The 18,881-nt window shown below is 65.9% G+C and carries 16 protein-coding genes; all 16 read right to left on the reverse strand.

Annotated features, from left to right (window positions below; translation table 11 throughout):
• Positions 1-7: 7 nt before the first annotated feature.
• Positions 8-3,565, reverse strand: coding sequence for a DNA polymerase III subunit alpha (gene dnaE / locus IEX33_RS17680; protein WP_104188671.1), 3,558 nt, complete (start codon positions 3,563-3,565; stop codon positions 8-10).
• A gap of 36 nt (positions 3,566-3,601) precedes the next feature.
• Entirely contained in the window at positions 3,602-4,528 is a 927-nt protein-coding gene (locus tag IEX33_RS17685) for an RluA family pseudouridine synthase (RefSeq protein WP_188732235.1), read from the reverse strand.
• Positions 4,521-5,093: a signal peptidase II gene (lspA, locus tag IEX33_RS17690; RefSeq protein ID WP_104188673.1), complete on the reverse strand. Its 573-nt coding sequence runs from the start codon at positions 5,091-5,093 to the stop codon at positions 4,521-4,523. Before lspA ends, IEX33_RS17685 begins: the two co-directional genes overlap by 8 nt.
• A gap of 92 nt (positions 5,094-5,185) precedes the next feature.
• Positions 5,186-5,872, reverse strand: coding sequence for a DivIVA domain-containing protein (locus tag IEX33_RS17695; RefSeq protein WP_104188675.1), 687 nt, complete (start codon positions 5,870-5,872; stop codon positions 5,186-5,188).
• A 177-nt stretch (positions 5,873-6,049) separates the two neighbouring features.
• The gene (locus IEX33_RS17700) at positions 6,050-6,337 is read right to left on the reverse strand and encodes a YggT family protein (protein WP_104188677.1); all 288 of its coding nucleotides are present in this window, start codon (positions 6,335-6,337) and stop codon (positions 6,050-6,052) included.
• Positions 6,338-6,457: 120 nt separating this feature from the next.
• Entirely contained in the window at positions 6,458-6,988 is a 531-nt protein-coding gene (locus IEX33_RS17705; RefSeq protein WP_104188679.1) for a cell division protein SepF, read from the reverse strand.
• Between the two features lie 90 nt (positions 6,989-7,078).
• Positions 7,079-7,840, reverse strand: coding sequence for a YggS family pyridoxal phosphate-dependent enzyme (locus IEX33_RS17710; protein ID WP_188732236.1), 762 nt, complete (start codon positions 7,838-7,840; stop codon positions 7,079-7,081).
• On the reverse strand, positions 7,833-8,522 hold the full coding sequence (locus tag IEX33_RS17715) for a polyphenol oxidase family protein (protein ID WP_188732237.1): 690 nt from the start codon (positions 8,520-8,522) through the stop codon (positions 7,833-7,835). The genes IEX33_RS17710 and IEX33_RS17715 overlap by 8 nt, the downstream gene beginning before the upstream one ends.
• 8 nt (positions 8,523-8,530) lie before the next feature.
• A complete protein-coding gene (gene ftsZ, locus IEX33_RS17720) occupies positions 8,531-9,769 on the reverse strand; it encodes a cell division protein FtsZ (protein WP_188732238.1) in 1,239 nt (412 codons plus the stop codon).
• 183 nt (positions 9,770-9,952) lie between these two features.
• Positions 9,953-10,933 (reverse strand): cell division protein FtsQ/DivIB, encoded by a 981-nt coding sequence (locus IEX33_RS17725; protein ID WP_188732239.1) that lies wholly within the window; start codon positions 10,931-10,933, stop codon positions 9,953-9,955.
• Positions 10,926-12,302 carry a UDP-N-acetylmuramate--L-alanine ligase gene (gene murC / locus IEX33_RS17730; protein ID WP_188732240.1) on the reverse strand — a complete coding sequence of 459 codons (1,377 nt, stop codon included), beginning with the start codon at positions 12,300-12,302 and terminating at the stop codon, positions 10,926-10,928. The genes IEX33_RS17725 and murC overlap by 8 nt, the downstream gene beginning before the upstream one ends.
• Positions 12,299-13,399 (reverse strand): undecaprenyldiphospho-muramoylpentapeptide beta-N-acetylglucosaminyltransferase, encoded by a 1,101-nt coding sequence (gene murG / locus IEX33_RS17735; RefSeq protein ID WP_188732241.1) that lies wholly within the window; start codon positions 13,397-13,399, stop codon positions 12,299-12,301. The genes murC and murG overlap by 4 nt, the downstream gene beginning before the upstream one ends.
• 6 nt (positions 13,400-13,405) lie before the next feature.
• The gene (ftsW, locus tag IEX33_RS17740; protein ID WP_104188692.1) at positions 13,406-14,746 is read right to left on the reverse strand and encodes a putative lipid II flippase FtsW; all 1,341 of its coding nucleotides are present in this window, start codon (positions 14,744-14,746) and stop codon (positions 13,406-13,408) included.
• Between the two features lie 2 nt (positions 14,747-14,748).
• Positions 14,749-16,323: a UDP-N-acetylmuramoyl-L-alanine--D-glutamate ligase gene (murD, locus tag IEX33_RS17745; RefSeq protein WP_188732242.1), complete on the reverse strand. Its 1,575-nt coding sequence runs from the start codon at positions 16,321-16,323 to the stop codon at positions 14,749-14,751.
• A complete protein-coding gene (gene mraY / locus IEX33_RS17750; RefSeq protein ID WP_104188696.1) occupies positions 16,305-17,414 on the reverse strand; it encodes a phospho-N-acetylmuramoyl-pentapeptide-transferase in 1,110 nt (369 codons plus the stop codon). Before mraY ends, murD begins: the two co-directional genes overlap by 19 nt.
• Positions 17,411-18,877 carry a UDP-N-acetylmuramoyl-tripeptide--D-alanyl-D-alanine ligase gene (locus tag IEX33_RS17755; protein WP_188732243.1) on the reverse strand — a complete coding sequence of 489 codons (1,467 nt, stop codon included), beginning with the start codon at positions 18,875-18,877 and terminating at the stop codon, positions 17,411-17,413. Before IEX33_RS17755 ends, mraY begins: the two co-directional genes overlap by 4 nt.
• Between the last annotated feature and the right edge of the window lie 4 nt (positions 18,878-18,881).

An 18,881-nucleotide genomic window follows, 5' to 3' on the forward strand; every position in this document is an offset into this window, starting at 1 on the left:
AGGCCGCTTAGGCGTCCAGGCAGGCCGGGCCGAGCAGCACCTTGAGGTCGCCGAACAGTGACGGGCTGGGGTTCACGCGGAGGTGGACCGGCAGTCCCATGACTTCCGTCCGCGTATCGCCCTGCAGGTGCAGGCGCACCTCGGAGTTGCCGCGGTGCGTGCGGAGGACGTCGCCCAGTTCGGTGACCACAGCCTCGGTGGCTTTGTAGGTGGGCATGGTTATCACCAGCGGGCCATTGAGCCCCTCGCTGAGGTCCGGAACGGACAGTTCCATGCAGTTCAGGGTGATGGCACCGTCGTCGCGTTTCTGGAGGCGCCCCTTGACCACCACGATCAGGTCCTCCGCAAGGACAGAGGCGATGGGGCCGTAGACCTGGCCGAAGAACATGACTTCCATGGAACCGCCAAGGTCCTCCACCTCGGCCCGGGCGTACGCGTTGCCGCTGGCTTTGGCAATGCGCCGGCTCAGCGAGGTGATCATGCCCGCAATGGTGATGATGGCGCCGTCCTGCGGCCCGTCTTCGCCGAGGACGGAGGTGATGCTCATCTCCGCGTGCTGGCTGAGCAGTCCCTCCAGGCCCTGCAGCGGATGGTCCGAGACGTACAGCCCGAGCATGTCCCGTTCGAAGGAAAGCTTGTCCTTCTTCTCCCACTCCGGCAGGTCGGGGATCTCGATACTCAGGGACGATTCGGATTCGGCTTCGTCGAACCCGGCGAAGAGATCGAACTGTCCGATCGCCTCGTTCCGTTTGAGTGTGATGACGGAGTCGATGGCCTCTTCATGGATCATGGCCAGGGCCCGGCGGTGGTGGCCCAGCGAATCGAAGGCGCCGGACTTGATCAGTGATTCGATGGTCCGCTTGTTGCAGACCACCGCCGGCACCTTCATCAGGTAATCCTTGAAGGAGGTATACGCGCCCTCGCTTTCGCGGGCGGCCACCATGGCCTCCACCACGTTTACGCCCACGTTGCGGATGGCGCCCATGCCGAAGCGGATGTCGTTGCCCACGGGGGTGAAGTTCAGTGCGGACTCGTTGACGTCCGGTGGCAGCACCGTGATGCCCATGCGGCGGCACTCGTTGAGGTAGATCGCCGACTTGTCCTTGTCATCCCCCACCGACGTCAGCAGCGCGGCCATGTACTCCGGCGCATAGTGGGCCTTGAGGTACGCAGTCCAGTAGGAGATCACGCCATACGCGGCGGAGTGTGCCTTGTTGAAGGCGTAGTCGGAGAAGGGAAGCAGGATGTCCCACAGGGTCTTGACGGCCTCCATTGAGTAGCCGTTGTCCTGCATGCCCTGGGAGAATCCGGCGAACTGCTTGTCCAGCTCCGATTTCTTTTTCTTGCCCATGGCGCGGCGGAGGATGTCCGCCTGGCCCAGCGAGTAACCGGCCAGTTTCTGCGCCACCGCCATGACCTGCTCCTGGTACACAATCAGGCCGTAGGTTCCGCCGAGGATCTCCGCGAGCGGTTCCTTCAGTTCGGGGTGGATCGGGATGACTTCCTGGATACCGTTCTTGCGGAGCGCGTAGTCCGTGTGCGCGTTGGCGCCCATGGGCCCGGGACGGTACAGGGCAAGCACGGCGGAAATGTCTTCGAAGTTGTCCGGCTTCATCAGCTTGAGCAGGGACCGCATGGGCCCGCCGTCGAGCTGGAACACGCCCAGGGTGTCGCCTCGGGCCAGGAGCTCGTAGGACGGGGCGTCATCCAGTTCCAGCGACTCGAGGTCCAGGTCGATGCCGCGGTTCATCTTGATGTTTTCCAGGGCGTCGGAAATGATCGTCAGGTTCCGCAGGCCCAGGAAGTCCATCTTGATCAGCCCCAGGCCCTCGCACGTGGGATAGTCGAACTGGGTGATGACCTGGCCGTCCTGGATGCGGCGCATGATGGGGATGACGTCGATGATCGGGTCCGAGGACATGATGACGCCGGCGGCGTGGACGCCCCACTGCCTCTTCAGGCCCTCGATGCCCAGGGCCGTCTCGAAGACTTTCGCAGCCTCGGGGTCGGTGCTGATCAGCTGGCGGAAGTCGCCCGCTTCACCGTAGCGCTTGGCTTCCGGGTTCTGGATATCCGCCAGCGGAATGTCCTTGGCCATCACGGCCGGCGGGAGCGCCTTGGTCAGCTGCTCACCCATGCTGAACGGGTAGCCCAGCACGCGGGAGGAGTCCTTCAGCGCCTGCTTGGTCTTGATGGTGCCGTACGTGACGATCATGGCCACGCGTTCGTCGCCGTACTTCCGGGTCACATAGTCGATGACCTCGGACCGGCGCCGGTCATCGAAGTCGACGTCGAAGTCGGGCATGGAAACGCGGTCCGGGTTGAGGAACCGTTCAAAGATCAGGCCGTGCCGCAGCGGGTCGAGGTCCGTGATGCGCATGGCGTACGCCACCATGGAACCGGCGCCTGAACCACGGCCCGGGCCGACCCGGATGCCGTTGTTCTTGGCCCAGTTGATGAAGTCCGCCACCACCAGGAAGTACCCGGGGAAACCCATCGAGGTAATGACGCCCAGTTCATAGTCAGCCTGGGCGCGGACGTCGTCGGGGACGCCGCCCGGATAGCGGTACTCGAGCCCCGTGGCAACCTCTTTCACCAGCCAGGACGTTTCGTCCTCCCCCGGCGGGCAGGGGAAGCGCGGCATGTAGTTGGCACCGGTATTGAAGGACACCTCGCAGCGCTCGGCGATGAGGAGTGTGTTGTCGCAGGCGTCCGGGTGGTCGCGGAACAGTTCCCGCATTTCCTGCGGGGACTTCAGGTAATAGCCGCTGCCGGAGAAGGCAAAGCGTGAACCGCCGTTGTCGTAAGTGGGCTCCAGGAGGGTGGACCCGGACTGGATGGCCAACAGGGCCTCGTGGGCCTTGGCGTCGTGCTCGTGGGTGTAGTGGAGGTCGTTGGTGGCCACCAGGGGAAGGTTCAGGTCCTTGGCGAGCCGCAGCAGGTCGCCGGTGACGCGCCGCTCGATGTCCAGCCCGTGGTCCATAAGCTCGCAGAAGTAGTTCTCGGCCCCGAAGATGTCCCTGAACTCCGCGGCGGCTTCCAGCGCCTCACGGTACTGTCCCAGCCGGAGCCGGGTCTGGATCTCCCCGGAGGGGCAGCCGGTGGTGGCAATCAATCCCTCGGAGTAGGTGTTGAGCAGTTCGCGGTCCAGGCGTGGCCATTTGCCGAACACGGCGTCCAGTGAGGCGATGGAGGAAGCCCGGAACAGGTTCCGCATGCCCGCATTGTTGTAGCTGAGCAGGGTCATGTGGGTGTAGGACCCGCCGCCGGAGATATCGTCCTTGCGCTGGTGCTCCTCGCCCCAGCGCACACGGCTCTTGTCGCCGCGGGCCGTTCCCGGGGTCACATAGGCTTCGACGCCGATGATCGGCTTGATCCCCTTGTCAGTGGCCTTCTTCCAGAAGTCGAAGGCGCCGAAAAGATAGCCGTGGTCGGTGGTTGCGAGTGCGGGCATCCCCAGCCGCTCGGTCTCGTCGAACAGCTCACCGAGCCTGGCGGCGCCGTCCAGCATCGAATACTCGGTGTGGTTGTGGAGATGGACAAACGAGTCATTGCTGGAAGTCACCGCACTATTCTATGCGCCGGACAGGCGGCGAAAGCGCTAGGCCTGCCCGGACCCGAGGACTTCCAGGGCATAGGCCAGGTCCTGCGGGTAGTCGCTGGCGACCCGGACGCGTTCCCCTGTCACCGGGTGGTCGAACCCCAGTTCGCGGGCGTGCAGCCACTGCCGGGTCAGGCCGAGGGTGGCGGCCAGCCGCGGGTCGGCGCCGTAGGTGAGATCTCCGGCACAGGGATGCCGGAGCGCGGAAAAGTGGACGCGGATCTGGTGGGTGCGGCCCGTTTCCAGGTGGACTTCCACCAGGCTGGCTTTGCCGAAAGCTTCAATCACTTCGTAGTGCGTGACGGACGGGCGTCCGTCCTCAATCACCGCGAAGCGCCAGTCATGCCCCGGGTGCCGGCCGATGGGCGCGTCGATGGTTCCCGCCAGGGGGTCGGGCAGGCCCTGCACCACCGCGTGGTAGACCTTGTCCACCGTCCGCTCCTTGAAGGCCCTCTTCAGGGCCGTGTAGGCACGCTCCGACTTTGCCACTACCATCACACCGGATGTCCCGACGTCGAGCCGGTGCACGATGCCTGCCCGCTCCGGCGACCCGGAGGTGGAGATGCGGTAGCCGGCCCCTGCGAGCCCTCCCACCACTGTGGGCCCCACCCATCCCGGGGAGGGGTGCGCGGCCACGCCGACGGGCTTGTCTACGACGACGAAATCCTCGTCGTCCAGCAGGATCTTCAGGCCTTCCACAACTTCCTCCACGACTTCCAGCGGGTCACGCCGTTCCGGCATGCTGACCTTGAGGACATCGCCCGCCACGAGCTTTGCCGACTTGCCCAGCGGTTTGCCCCTGCTCTCCACATGGCCCTCCGCAAGGAGGGACGCGGCAAGGGACCGCGAGATGCCCAGGAGGGCCGCGAGCCCGGCGTCGGCACGGGTTCCCCCGTATTCGTCGGCAACGATGATCTGCTCAGGCATCGCCGGACTTGTCCTTGCGTTCAGGGGTAAGCCTGCTTCCATCGAGGGTGATGCCGCGGAGCGTCAGGATGCAGATGATGGCGACGGCGGACACCACCGCCGAGTCCGCGATGTTGAAGATGGCAAAGTTGGGGAGCTGGATAAAGTCCACCACGTGGCCCATGCCGAAGGACGGTTCCCGGAACAGCCGGTCGGTCAGGTTGCCGAGCGCCCCTCCCAAAAGCAGGCCCAGCGCCAGGGACCACCAGACCGAGCCCAGCTTGCGGACCTGGAAGAGAATCGCCACGGACACCGCGGCCATGATGATCGAAAACACCCAGGTGACGTTCTCGCCGATGGAAAAGGCCGCGCCCGAGTTGCGGATGAAGTACCAGTGCAGGAGCGGCGGGAACACGGGGATCCGTTCGCCCTCCACCATGCTGGAGGTGACCCAGAGCTTGGTGAGCTGGTCCAGGACGTAGGCAAAGAGGGCGAACCCGGCGAAGACGGAGAACAGCACCGCCCGGCGCGGTCGCGGTGAGGGTGGGACAGGGCGTGCGGGATCCGCAGCAAGTTCGTCAGTCATGGTGCTTTCATTCGTACAACAGGTGTCAATGCCAAAAGCCGGTGGCCGAGGAATCCTCAGCCACCGGCTTTCAGAATACGTGCTTTGACCGACTAGTTGGCTTCGCTGACTTCCGGCGTAGCCACGGAACCGCGGGCGTCGAGGTCGCGCAGCTGGCCTTCGATGTAGGCCTTCAGGCGTGAACGGTAGTCGCGCTCGAAGCCGCGGAGCTGCTCTACCTTGCGCTCCAGGACCGAACGCTGCTGCTCGAGGGCGCCCAGGATCTTGCGGGACTTCTCCTGTGCATCGTTGACCAGGCTGCTGGCTTCGATCTGCGCCTCGGCGATGATCTTGTCCTTCTGGGCCTGTCCGTCGGCCACGTGGCGGTCGTGCATCTGCTGGGCCATGGCCAGGAGGCCTGCTGCGGACTCGGCAGAAGGTGTTGCGACGGCGGCGGGGGTTGAGGCGGCAGGGGCTGCAGCAGCGGCCGGCTGGACGTCCTTCTTCTTGCTGGCTTCGGCAGCCTTGGCGTCGGCTTCCGCCTTCTCGCGTGCCTCATCCTTGTCGGCCTTGACGGGCGCGGGGACCTTCTCCACAACGGGAGCGGCGGCCGAGCTGGCCGGAACGCTGGAACCGGCCTCGGCGAGCTTCTTGCGAAGTTCGTCGTTCTCCTGGTTCAGGCGGCGGAGTTCAACGACGATCTCGTCCAGGAAGTCATCAACTTCGTCCTGGTCGTACCCTTCGCGGAACTTGGTCGGCTGAAAGCGCTTGTTGACAACGTCTTCTGGCGTCAAAGCCATCTGGTCACCTCACTGGTCTGGTTAGTCAGTAGGCCTTCCGGCCGTCAAAACTACGGTACCTAAATTTGGTCTGGTTACTCTAATTCAACACTGGGGTGTCAAACGTGAGTTTCTTCGCTTCACAGTAGCTGTTCCCGGACGGGTCCACCCTGTGCTGCTAGGTCTATTGGGGGTAAATCAGGCCAGGCCCCTTGTGATTCCCATCGCAATGCTGACGGCGATGAACAGAACCAGGAAGCCCAGGTCCAGGGAGATGCCGCCAAGTCGCAGGGGCGGGATGACCCGGCGCAGTACCTTCAGTGGCGGATCGGTGATGGAGTACACCGCGTGGGCGGCCACCAGTGCGGCGCCCCGCGGACGCCATTCACGGGCGAACATCTGCACCCAGTCGAAGACCAGGCGGATGATCAGGGCAACGAAGAACAGGAGCAGCGCGAGATAGACAAGTCCGAAAGCAATTCCCATGACTTAACTCATATCTCCATGTTCATCTGTGTACCGCGGCTTCCTGCCGATGTGTCCCGTCTATTTCAACACAGATGCCAGACAGGTGTCCCTGCCTGGCATCCGCATACTGAACGAGGTTCAGCTTTGGTTGAAGAAACTGGCCTGCGTTTCGCTGATTTTCTTGTCGTCACCGATGACTTCAACGTACGACGGCGACAGCAGGAAAACCTTGTTGGTCACCCGCTCAATGCTTCCACGGAGTCCGAAGACCAGTCCTGCGGAGAAGTCCACCAGGCGCTTGGCGTCAGCCTCGCCCATGTCCGTAACGTTCATGATCACCGGAATGCCGTCCCGGAAGCTCTCACCGATGAGCTTGGCATCGTTGTAGGAGCGCGGGTGGATGGTGGTGATCTGGCGAAGCCCGCTGGTCTCTTCGCGGCTCGAGGCCGCACGTTTGATGGGGGTCACTGGGGCGCGGTATTCCTCTTCGGGGGTGTAGGACGTTTCGCGGCTGACCTCACGGACGGGTGCAGGTGCACGGCGCTCCTCGCGGTCAGCTTCCATAGTTTCGTCCTCATCCTTACGTGTTGTCTGTTGCTCGGACTCGTAATGCTCATCGCCGTCGGCGAGCCCAAGATAGATCATTGTCTTGCGCAGAGCGCCGGCCATGGTCGACTCCTAATCGTGTCCCGTAAGCGGGCCGCCCAATGACTTGACAGCATTGAAGTCCCCCGCCCATCACTTGCAATAGCTCCGACGCTACCCCACGGCTGGACGCGATCCGAGAATATCGGACCCGATTCGCAGGTGTGTCGCCCCGAACGCAATGGCTGCTTCCAGGTCCTGGCTCATGCCGGCGGATATGGCGGCAGCCCCTGGGTGGTGCGCCACCAGCCGCGCCGAGACTCCGGCCAGCTTTTCGAAGGCGGTCTCCGGTGGGGCGCCCAAGGGCGCCACTGCCATCACGCCGGCCAGCCGCAGGCCTTCGGCCGCGGCAATCCGGTCCGCCAGGAGCAACACGTCGCCAGGGTCGGCACCTCCCCGCTGCGCACCGGCGTCGGCATGGTCATCAAGGTTGACCTGGATGAAGCAGTCCAGGGGCGCGCGTCCTGCCGCGGCGCGCTGGTTCTGCGCCGCCTTCGCCAGGGCCTCCACGAGTTGTGGCCGGTCCACCGAGTGCACGGCGGAAGCGTAGCGGACCACCGATTTGGCTTTTTTCGTCTGCAGTTGGCCCACGAAGTGCCAGGTAAGCGCGCAGTCGGCCAGGATCTCCGCCTTCCCCGCAGCCTCCTGGTCCCTGTTTTCCCCGACGTCGGTGACTCCCAGGGCGGCGAGCCGCCGGATGTCCTCCGCGGGATGGAACTTCGTGACCACGATCAGGGTTGGCAGCCTGTCCGCCCTGCCGGCCGCCGCCGCGGCCACGCTGATCCGGCGCCGGACTGCTTCGAGCCGCCCGGCCAGTTCGGCGGTGCGCGGATCCCCTGCGCCTGCACCGCCGTCGTTCAACGCGGGGTCAGTCATGGCACCAGACAACGCCGGCGAAACGGCCCGTGCCGGAGTCGCGGCGGTAGGAGTAGAGGGAACCTGTTTCCAAGGTGCAGGGTCCGGCGTATTCAACGCCAACCCCGGCGTCCTCCAGCTGGCTGCGCGCGCCTGCCGGAAGGTCCAGTGCCGGGGTTCCCCAGGAGGTCTCGGACCAGGTGGCGGGCACCGCCACGGCCACCTCGTCCCGCAACACAGGAGGCACCTCGTAGCACCTGCCGCAAATGGACGGACCGAGCCAGGCGCGGATGTCCACCGCGCCGAGCGATTTCATGGTGTGCACGGCGGAGGGGATAACCCCGTTGGCCACGCCGGGCCTCCCGGCGTGGACGGCGGCCAGGACGGGACCGTCAGCGGAGGTTCCCGCCAGCAGGAGCGGGATGCAGTCAGCCACCATGACGGCCAGGGGCTGGGAACGCGAAACCATCGCATCCGCTTCCGGTGTGCCGCTCCCCCGGTCCATAACGGCCACCGTGGTGCCGTGCACCTGGTGCATGAACCGCAGGCTACGGGTTTCGATTCCCACCGCGGCTTCGAGCTGTTCGCGCCGCCGCTGCACGGCGCCGGGGTCGTCGCCCACGTGCAGGGCGAGATTCCCCGCGCCGCTGTCAGTAAAAGCGGCCGAGATCCCCGGAAGGATCTCGGCCCGCCAATGGAACAAGCCGCGGCCTACTTCAGGAAGTCGGGGACATCCAGGTCATCCGAGCGGCTGCCGGTGAGGTCCGGTTCCACGACGGAAGGAAGGTCAACGTCGAAGCCGGAATCGGCCGGGACGGCAGACGGGCGCTGCTGTCCCCAGTTGCTGAGGCCTGCTGCCCCTACACCTGCGTGGACCGGCTGGACGTGCACCTGGTGGTTTCCGGCGGAGGGTGCCTGCGACGGCGCCGGGACGGCTGCCGGAGCGGCGGGCCGCTGGGGAGCAACCTGGGGCTGCGACTGGTCCATGGACGGCGAGGTGGCCTTGACGTCGTCGAAGCCGGCAGCAATGACCGTTACGCGGGCCTCGTCGCCGAGGGCGTCGTCGATCACGGCACCGAAGATGATGTTCGCCTCAGGGTGGGCAACTTCCTGGACCAGGCGCGCGGCTTCGTTGATCTCGAACAGGCCAAGGTCAGAGCCGCCCTGGATGGACAGCAGGACGCCATGTGCGCCGTCGATGGACGCTTCCAGCAGCGGCGACGCGATGGCCAGCTCGGCTGCCTTGACGGCTCGGTCTTCACCCCGGGCAGAGCCGATGCCCATCAGCGCGGAGCCGGCACCCTGCATGACGGACTTCACGTCGGCGAAGTCGAGGTTGATCAGGCCCGGGGTGGTGATGAGGTCCGTGATGCCCTGGACACCCGAGAGGAGCACCTGGTCTGCTGAGCGGAAGGCGTCCAGGACCGACACGTTGCGGTCGCTGATGGACAGGAGCCGGTCGTTGGGGATCACGATGAGGGTGTCCACCTCGTCCCGGAGGGCGTCGATGCCGGCCTCCGCGGAACCGGCGCGGCGGCGGCCCTCGAACGTGAAGGGACGGGTGACCACGCCGATGGTCAGCGCACCCAGCGAGCGGGCAATGCGGGCGACGACGGGAGCGCCGCCGGTTCCGGTACCACCGCCTTCGCCGGCCGTGACGAAGACCATGTCCGCGCCGCGGAGCACTTCCTCGATCTCGTCAGCGTGGTCCTCGGCGGCCTGCTTGCCTACCTCCGGGTTGGCGCCTGCACCGAGCCCGCGGGTCAGCTCGCGTCCGACGTCGAGCTTCACGTCCGCGTCGCTCATGAGCAGGGCCTGGGCGTCGGTATTGATGGCGATGAATTCAACACCTCGGAGGCCGACCTCGATCATGCGGTTGACTGCGTTCACGCCACCGCCGCCGATGCCGACGACTTTGATGACGGCCAAGTAATTCTGCGGAGCTGCCACGTTACGTGTCCCTTGTTCGTGTCTTATTGCGAAAACTGATGGAGAGCTTGAAGCCAGTAACCTTAACCTTCGAGTTGAAGGTTATAGTTATGTCAAGTAACTCATGTCTGTGACGGTATTTCCTCTGCCTGCCACATTCAATAACCGGCTCCGCGTGTCGGATTAATACCGGAAATAAACCCTTCAGCGCGTCACCGGGTGCCGGGGCACGCTGACGTCATAAACCTTGACGGGGTTCTTGGGATCGGCGGGAACCTTCAGGAGTGCAGCCAGTACTTTGGCCTTGAGCTCCTTCTCCCCCGCGTTGCCCCAGATGATGGTCTGGCCGTCCACGAGCTTGAGTTCCACCGCATCCACCGACTGCGCAGAGGCGTTGGAAAGCCTGGCGAGGACGTCGGCGGGCAGGGCGCCCAGGACGGCGGCCGTCGCGCGGAAGAGATCCTGTCCGATGGCTCCCGCCCCGCCGTCAATGACGGGCAGGGAGACGGACGCGGGATCGGCGGTGGCCGCCAGCTGGACGCCTTCGACGTCCACGAGCTGGTACTGCTCCCCCTGCTTGACCAGTGCCACCGGCACCCGTTCCCGGACTGCCACAGCCAGCCCTGAGGGCGGCCGGGCTTGCACGGAGACCGACTTGACCTGGACCAGGGGCTCCAGCAGCCTCGCCACCTCGTCGTCGCTGATTTGCGGCAGGGGCTTTCCCCGCAGAGGCTCCAGCGCGGTTTCCACCTGGGCAGGCGTCAGCAGGCGCGTCCCGGAAACAGAGATGGTGTCAACGGCCAGGACGGGCGAGAAGGTGGCCACCGCCAGGAGGCCGGCCACGAGGGCGATGAGCGTTCCGGCTACGGCGAGGATATTCCGCTTGCGGCGCTTCCCTTTGGGCTCGGGAAAAGCCAGCACGTTCTCCGCGGCTGCCGCAGGCTGTTCCGCCTTCCTGCCCCTGCCCAGGCCGGGAATGCCGGCCCGTTTCGGTTTTTCCGGCTCCTTGCCCTTGCCGACCCCTTCGGGCGCCGACTCGGGAACGCTCCGGGAGGCCGAAATGACGTCGTCCGCGGCAGGTCCGGTCTGCCCGCCGTTGCCGGCATTTCCATCGCTGCCGCCTGTGCCGCCGGAGCGGGCCGAGCGGCCGGTGGAGGTGTACGTGGGGCGGCGGGTGCTAGCCACGCAGGGCCTCGACGATCTGCGGCCCGTACGCCGTGACATCGCCGGCGCCGGCCGTCAGCACAATGTCACCGGCCGCGGCGGCAGCCCTCAGTGCTGAGACGGCGTCACCGGCGGCCACAAGGCGTCCTCCGCTGTCCAGGTGGTCGGCAATGAGCTGGCTGGTCACTCCCGGAATGGGATCCTCACGGGCGGGATAGATATCCAGCACCAGGGCGGTGTCGGCGAGGTTGAGCGCCTCGGCGAACTCCTTCGCGAACTCGCGGGTGCGGGAGAACAGGTGGGGCTGGAAGAGGACGTGCACCTTGTGCGCGCCGGCGACCGAGCGGGCAGCGGCGAGGGCGGCCCGGACTTCGGTCGGGTGGTGGGCGTAGTCATCGAACACGCGGACTCCGCGGGCCTCGCCTTTGAACTCGAAGCGGCGGGAGGCGCCGGAGAAGTGCGCCAGGGCGGCCGCGGCCGCTGCGGGGTCAACGCCAAGTTCAAGCGCGACGGCGAACGCGGCCGCCGCGTTCAGGGCGTTGTGCCGCCCGGGCACCTGCAGGGCCAGCGGAAAACGCCCGGAGGCCGTGGAGACTGCGACGTCGCCGGGACCGCCGTCGTGCAGCACGAGGTCCGCCCCCTCGGTGGTTCCGTACAGCACCACGCGCGTGTTGCCCCTGGTCCGTGTTCTTTCAGCGAGGGCCAGCGCGCCGGCGTCGTCCGCGCAGGCAACCAGCACGCCGTCAGCTGGAAGCAGCGCAGTGAACCGGTCAAAGGACTCGTACACAGCCTCAGCCGTGCCGTAGTGGTCAAGGTGATCCGGTTCAACGTTGGTCACCACGGCGATCCCGGGCCGGTAGTTGAGGAAGGAGCCATCGGATTCGTCAGCCTCGGCCACGAAGATTCCGGAACTCCCGTGCGCTGCGTTGACGCCAAGCGCGGGAACATTGGCGCCGATGGCGAATGAAGGGTCCAGCCCTGCGCCCTGCAGCAGGACCGTGACCATGGACGTGGTGGTGGACTTGCCGTGGGTGCCCGCCACCGTGACCACCGTGTCGCCGCCCATTGTGGCAGCCAGGGCCTCGGACCGGTGCAGCACGGGCAGCCCTGCTTCCCTCGCGGCAACAAGCTCCGGGTTGTCGGGGCGGATGGCGGATCCGGCCACGACTGTCTGGGCATCGCCCAGGTTGGCGGAGGCGTATCCCACCGCGATGCGGGCACCGGCTGAGGCGAGGTCGGCCATCACCGGCAGGTCCTTGGCGTCGGAGCCGCTGACCGGAACGCCGCGGGCAACCATGATCCTGGCAACGGCGGACATGCCGACGCCTCCGATTCCCACAAAGTGGACGCGGCCCAGCGACTCGAGGCTGGGTACGGTGCCGTGGTTCATGATGCTGCTGCTTCCAGGATAAGGTCTGCCATGCGCTGATCTGCGTTTCGGATGCCAAGCCGGTAGGAACTGCCGGCCATGGCATCAAGCCGCGGCTGGTCTGTGACGAGCGGGATCAGCTCCCTGTCCACCCATTCGGGGGTGAAGTCGCGGTCATTCACCAGCAAGGCTCCGCCGGCAGCCACCAGGCCCGCAGCGTTCAAGGCCTGCTCGCCGTTACCGATGGGCAGCGGCACCAGCACGGCGGGGACGCCGACGGCGGCAACCTCGCAGACGGTGGCCGCACCCGAGCGGGCCAGCAGCACATCCGCGGCAGCGTAGGCAAGCTCCATGCCGTCCACGTACTCCACCTGGCGGTAGTCCTTCGCGCCAAGCGGCCGGCCCTGGCTGTCCATGACGGTCTTGCCGCGGCCGGTGATGTGCAGGGTCTGGATACCCGCCGCCGACAACCGTTCAACAGCGGCGGCAATGGTGCGGTTGATGCTCTGGGCGCCGGAGGATCCTCCGGTGACGATCAGCGCAGGCTGAACCGGGTCCAGGCCGAGGGCAGCGCGTGCAGCGGTGCGCGCGGCTGCCCTGTCCAGTCCCGAGATTTCGGTGCGCATGGGCATGCCCACGTGCCTGGCGTGGCGGAGCGGAGTGTTGGCGAAGGCTACAGCGACGCGGCCGGTCATTAGGGCTCCCACCCTGTTCGCCAGTCCGGGACGGGCATTGGCCTCGTGGATCACGATCGGAATGCGGCGTTTGCGCGCGGCCAGGTACATGGGCGTGCAGACATAGCCGCCAACCCCCACCAGGACATCAGCGGCCGCTGTGTCCAGGATTGCTCCCGCCTGGCGTACCGCCCCGGCCAGCCTGGCCGGGAGGCGCAGCAAGTCCGTGGAAGGCCGCCGCGGGAACGGCACCCGGTCGATGGTGGCCAGTTCAACCCCTGCAGCGGGAACCAGCCTGGTTTCCATTCCGGACGGCGTGCCGACGGCGAGGATGGCGGCTTCCGGGGAGGCATTCCGGAGTGCCGCGGCGATGGCGAGCAGCGGGCTGATGTGTCCGGCAGTGCCGCCGCCGGCCAGGACGATGGACGGGGTTTTGGTGGTCATGGAGGGCTAGGTACGCTTTCTTGCAGTTTTCTTCCGGTCCGCGTTTTTCCGCGCCGGCTTGGCCTTGAACTTGAGCATCCGTTTCGGCCGGATCGCCGGGGCCATCTGTTCCCTGGCCAGCGAAAGCACAACCCCGATGGCGCAGAGCGACATCAGCAGTGCCGAGCCGCCGTAGGAGATGAAGGGCAGCGGCACGCCGATGACGGGCATCAGGCCGGTCACCACTGACATGTTCACAGTTGCCTGGCCCAGCAGCCACACCATGATGGTGCCGGCGAGGACACGGTGGAACATGTCCTCCTGTGCCACCACCACGCGGTAGATTGCGGTTCCCAGGATGGCGAAAAGGATCAGGACGACGACGGTCCCCACCAGTCCAAGTTCCTCACCGATGATGGCGAAGATGAAGTCGTTATGGGCTTCGGGGATCCAGCTGTACTTCTGCCGGCTTTGTCCCAGCCCCACGCCGAACCATCCCCCGGAGGCGAGCCCGTAAAGGCCGTTCGTGGCCTGGTAGTTGGCGTCGATGCCATCGGCACAGGACTGCCCGGTCCACCATGAGGTGATGCGGCACATGCGGTTGGAGCTGGTGACAGCCATGAGCGCCGTTCCGGCGGCTGCGGCCAGGCCGGCAATGCCGAAGAGATAGAGCGGCGCCCCGGCGAAGAACAGTGCTGCAGCCGTCACCATCATGATGATCATGGCGGTTCCGAGGTCGTTTCCCACCAGGACCAGGCCGACGATAATGATGGCCATCGGGACGGCAGGGACCGCGACGTGCTGCCACCGGCTGAGCAGCTTTCCCTTTCGGGCCAGGACGGTGGCCATCCAGAGTGCGAGTGCGAGCTTGGATGCTTCGGACGGCTGGAAGGTGATGCCGCCAAGGTCGATCCAGTTTTTGTTGCCATTGACTTCCGCGCCGACCAGCTGGACCAGGCCAAGGAGGACGACGGCGGCGATGATGGCGGGCCAGGCAAGCCGCTTGAGCCACACCACGTTGATGCGGGACAGCACGAACATGGTGAAGATGCCGATTGCGGCGAACATGCCCTGTTTCAGGGCATCGCCGTACGGGGACTTGCCCGCGGCGATCGACTCCACGCTCGAGGCGGAGAGAACCATCATGATGCCGATGGCCGTCAGTGCGAGGGTGGAGCCCAGGATGAGGTAGTAGGTGGAGCCGTTCCTGGACGTTCCGGTTCCCTCAAGCGCCGACCAGAACTTACGGTATGCGGCGCGCAGCCGGGTGCCGGCAGCGGCCGGGGGCCGGACCGGTGATGCGGAGGAGCCGGGACGCGGCTTGCCTGCCTGCTTCTGGGCTGGCGGGCGTGTGGGCGTGCTGACCATTGTTACTCCTCGCCGGTCTGGGCCTGCCCTTCCACCAGCTCGCGGACAGCTTCGATGAAAGTGTCACCACGGTGAGCGTAGGAAGAGAACTGATCCATGGAAGCAGCTGCCGGAGCCATCAGCACAGTATCGCCGGACCCGGCCAGCTGGGCTGCTGACGCAACTGCACGGGACATGACGGTTCTCCCGGCGTCGGGAGAACCGGCCTCAGTGCCGTCTGTTGCAGCAGTCTGCACCTGTTCAGTTTCACCCGGGGCCGTCCCGATCACGGGGACATCGGGCGCGTGTCGCCGGAGGGCGTCCGCCAGTGCCGAGGAATCCGCTCCGATGAGCACCACGGCCTTGAGCCGGGGGGCGTGTTCCCGCACCAGGTCGTCATAGGTCACGCCCTTGGAGAGGCCTCCGGCGATCCAGATGACGTTGCTGAAGGCGGCCAGGGAGGCCGATGCTGCGTGCGGGTTGGTGGCTTTGGAGTCATTAATCCACAGGACGCCGTTGTGGCGTGCTACCGGCTGGATGCGGTGGTCCCCCGGCACGTAGTCCTGGATTCCCTGCCGGACCCCCTTGGGCTCGATGCCGTAGGCGCGCACCAGTCCTGCTGCCGCCAGGGCGTTGGCCACCATGTGCCGCGGCGCCAGTGCACCAAGGTCGGTCATCGAGGCGAGCTCCGCTGCGCTGTCCCGGCGCTCTTCGATGAACGCCCGGTCCACCAGGAGCCCTTCCACCACACCGAGCATGCTGACGGCAGGGGTGACGGTGGTGAAACCAACGGCGCGGCATCCTTCCACCACGTCGGCGTTTTCCACCATGCGTTCTGTTTCGATCTGCTCCGCGTTGTAGAGGCAGGCCTTTTGGGTGCGTTCGTAGACCTTGGCCTTGTCCGCCAGGTATGAATCGTAGGATCCGTGCCAGTCGACGTGGTCCTCGGCAACGTTGAGGCAAACGCTGGCCACCGGCGAGAGTGACTCGGACCAGTGCAGCTGGAAACTCGAAAGCTCCACGGCCAGGACGTCGTACTCCACCGGATCCCGGAGCGCATCCAGGATGGGCGTACCCACGTTTCCCACGGCAATGGCTTTCAGCCCGGCCGCGCGCAGCATTGATTCGGTGAGCCCTACCGTGGTGGTTTTTCCGTTGGTTCCCGTTATGGCGAGCCAGTCCGCGGTCTTGCGGCCTTCCCGCACGCGCACGCGCCAGGCCAGTTCAACGTCCCCCCATACCGGGATGTGGGCCCGTGCGGCTGCGGCCAGCAGGGCCTGGTCCGGACGCCAGCCCGGCGACGTGACAATCAGTTCCGGCAGCTCGCCGTCGATCCTGGGAATGCGGGTGACTGCGTCCTCCCCGAGCAGGACGTCCGCAGCGCCGACAATTTTCAGGGTGTCGGCGTGGGCTTTGGCCTTGTCGCTGGTGGCGGCATCCACCACCACCACGCGGGCGCCGAGTTCGATCAGGGTGTCCGCAGCGGCGAAACCTGAGACCCCAATGCCGGTGACGACCACCCGGAGTCCGGACCAGTCGGAGTCCCAGCTCACTAGGTTATGGAGGCGGGGGGAAACGGTCACAGCAGCACGACCCATTCAGCGTAGAAGATTCCCAGGCCCACGGCGACGAAGAGTCCACCGAGGATCCAGAACCGGACCACCACGGTCACCTCGGCCCACCCCTGAAGTTCAAAGTGGTGCTGCAAAGGCGCCATTTTGAAAACACGTTTACCTCCGGTGGCTTTGAAGTAGCCCACCTGGATGATGACGGACAGTGTGATCAGGACGAACAGCCCGCCGATGATGCCCAGCAGCAGCTCGGTCCTGGACAGGATGGCGAATCCCGCGATGGCGCCACCGATGGCCAGCGAGCCGGTGTCGCCCATGAAGATCTTGGCCGGAGAGGTGTTCCACCAGAGGAAGCCCACCAGGGCCGCGCTCATGATCGCTGCCAGCAGGGCGAGGTCCAGGGGGTCCCGGACCGAGTAGCAGCCGCTGCCCGCCTCGCGGGGCGAGCCGCAGGCCTGGTTGCTCTGCCAGATGCCCATGAGCGTGTAGGCGCCGAACACCATGACCGAGGCCCCTGCCGCCAGCCCGTCGAGGCCGTCGGTGAGGTTCACGCCGTTGGTTGCAGCGGTAACGATCAGGTTGGACCAGACAACGAAGAGGATGGCCCCCAGCACAGTTCCGCCGAAGGCAAGGTCCAGCCACGGCAGGTCGCGCACCAGGGAAATCTTGGTGGACGCCGGCGTGAGGCCGTCCTCGTCGGGGAAGTTCAGGGCCAGCACGGCGAAGATGATGCCGACGGCGGCTTGCAGGATCAGCTTGGCCTTGGCGTCGAGCCCAAGGCTGCGCTGCCGCGAAATCTTGATGAAATCGTCCAGGAACCCCACAAGTCCCATGCCCACCATCAGGAAGAGCAGGATGAGGGCGGACGCGGAGGGGCCCGGGGAAGCCGGGTTGACCATCAGCATGATGAGGTGGGTCAGGCCGTAGCTCAGCAGGACGGCAGCCACCACCACGGTCCCGCCCATGGTGGGCGTTCCGCGTTTGGTGTGGTGGGAGGTGGGCCCGTCGTCGCGGATGAACTGTCCGTAGCCGCGGCGCACCAGGAGCCGGATGAAGAGCGGGGTGCCCACCAGCGCAAACAACAGGGCCAGTCCGGCGCCGATCAAAAGTGCAATCACAGCAGAGTGCTCCTTTCATCGGCGGGTTGCGGGGTTTGTGGGGGTAATGCTATCTGATCGCCCAAGTGGCGAAGTCCAACGCTGTTGGACGATTTGAAGAGCACCAGGTCGCCGGGTTCGAGTTCGGCGTTGAGCAGTTCGTAGGCTTCGTCGGCGGTCTCGGCGAAGACGCATTCGTCCCCCCAGGAGCCCTCCTGGACTGCGGATACGTAGAGTGCGCGGGCTTCCCTGCCCACCACCACCAGCCGGGAAATATTGAGCCGCACCACCTGGGTGCCCACGGCTGTGTGCTCGCGGATGGAATCCTCGCCGAGCTCCAGCATGGCGCCCAGGACTGCCCAGGTGCGCCTGCCCTGCCCCAGGTCGGCGAGTGTGCGCAGCGCGGCGCGCATGGATTCGGGGTTGGCGTTGTAGGCGTCGTTGATGATGGTCACGCCGTCCGGCCGCTCGGTGCGCTCCATGCGCCACCGGCTGGCGGCCGCCTGGCTGCTGAGGGCGGCGGCGATGTCTGCGCCGGAGATTCCTGCGGCCCGGGCCGCTGCTGCCGCCGCCAGCAGGTTGCCGGTGTGGTGGGCGCCGATCAGCCGGCTTATGACATGGTGAGGCGTGTCTTCTCCGGGGAGGAGGAGGTCGAATTCCGGGTTGCCGTCAGTGTTGGTGTCCGCATTGAGTGCCTGCACGGCGGCGTCGGGCCGCCCTTCGGCGGAGAATCCGACGACGGACGCTGAGGTGCGTGCGCGCATGGCCGCCACCCGGTCGTCGTCGAGGTTAATGACGGCGGTTCCGGAGGCTGCAAGGGCTTCCACCAGTTCGCCCTTGGCCAGGGCGATGTTGTCCACTCCCCCGAATTCGCCGGCGTGTGCAGTTCCCACTCCAAGTACCACGCCGATATCCGGCTTGACCATGTCTGCGAGGTAGCTGATGTGGCCAACTCCTGTGGCGCCCATCTCAATAACCAGGTACCGGGTATCCGTTCCGGCGGTGAAGACCGTGAGGGGCACCCCGATCTCGCCGTTGTAGGAACCCCTCGGCGCCACGGTATTGCCGTGAAGGGAGAGAATGCCTGCGAGCAGGTCCTTGGTGGTGGTCTTCCCTGCCGAGCCGGTGATGCCGACGACTGTCAGTTCGCCGTTTGCCGCAGCACGTGCGGCGCGGATCCTGCGGACGGCCTCCGCAGCGAGTGCGCCCATGGCGAGCACGGCATCAGGAACAACGATGGAAGGGTAGGGAGCACCGTCGGGGCCGGCCACGGGGCGTTCCACGAGCGCAAGGGTGGCGCCGGCTGCGAAGGCGGCGGCTGTGAAGTCGTGGCCATCGGCGTACTCCCCAGGTTTCGCTACGTAGAGCGACCCAGGCGTGGCTTCGCGGGAATCCGTGACCACCGAAAGAGGGGTGATTCCAGGATCGGCGTCCAGGCGCCCCTTGGTGATATCGGCGATTTCCGCCGCAGTAAATGCAATCATCTCG

Source organism: Pseudarthrobacter scleromae, assembly GCF_014644515.1.
In the GTDB taxonomy this organism is placed as follows: Bacteria; Actinomycetota; Actinomycetes; order Actinomycetales; family Micrococcaceae; genus Arthrobacter; species Arthrobacter scleromae.

Coding starts and splice junctions, on each gene's coding strand:
- IEX33_RS17685 (WP_188732235.1), bottom strand. CDS start 4,528: ATGCCTGAGCAGATCATCGTTGCCGACGAATACGGGGGAACCCGTGCC.
- lspA (WP_104188673.1), bottom strand. CDS start 5,093: ATGACTGACGAACTTGCTGCGGATCCCGCACGCCCTGTCCCACCCTCA.
- IEX33_RS17695 (WP_104188675.1), bottom strand. CDS start 5,872: ATGGCTTTGACGCCAGAAGACGTTGTCAACAAGCGCTTTCAGCCGACC.
- IEX33_RS17700 (WP_104188677.1), bottom strand. CDS start 6,337: ATGGGAATTGCTTTCGGACTTGTCTATCTCGCGCTGCTCCTGTTCTTC.
- IEX33_RS17705 (WP_104188679.1), bottom strand. CDS start 6,988: ATGGCCGGCGCTCTGCGCAAGACAATGATCTATCTTGGGCTCGCCGAC.
- IEX33_RS17710 (WP_188732236.1), bottom strand. CDS start 7,840: ATGACTGACCCCGCGTTGAACGACGGCGGTGCAGGCGCAGGGGATCCG.
- murC (WP_188732240.1), bottom strand. CDS start 12,302: ATGAACCACGGCACCGTACCCAGCCTCGAGTCGCTGGGCCGCGTCCAC.
- murG (WP_188732241.1), bottom strand. CDS start 13,399: ATGACCACCAAAACCCCGTCCATCGTCCTGGCCGGCGGCGGCACTGCC.
- ftsW (WP_104188692.1), bottom strand. CDS start 14,746: ATGGTCAGCACGCCCACACGCCCGCCAGCCCAGAAGCAGGCAGGCAAG.
- murD (WP_188732242.1), bottom strand. CDS start 16,323: ATGGGTCGTGCTGCTGTGACCGTTTCCCCCCGCCTCCATAACCTAGTG.
- IEX33_RS17755 (WP_188732243.1), bottom strand. CDS start 18,877: ATGATTGCATTTACTGCGGCGGAAATCGCCGATATCACCAAGGGGCGC.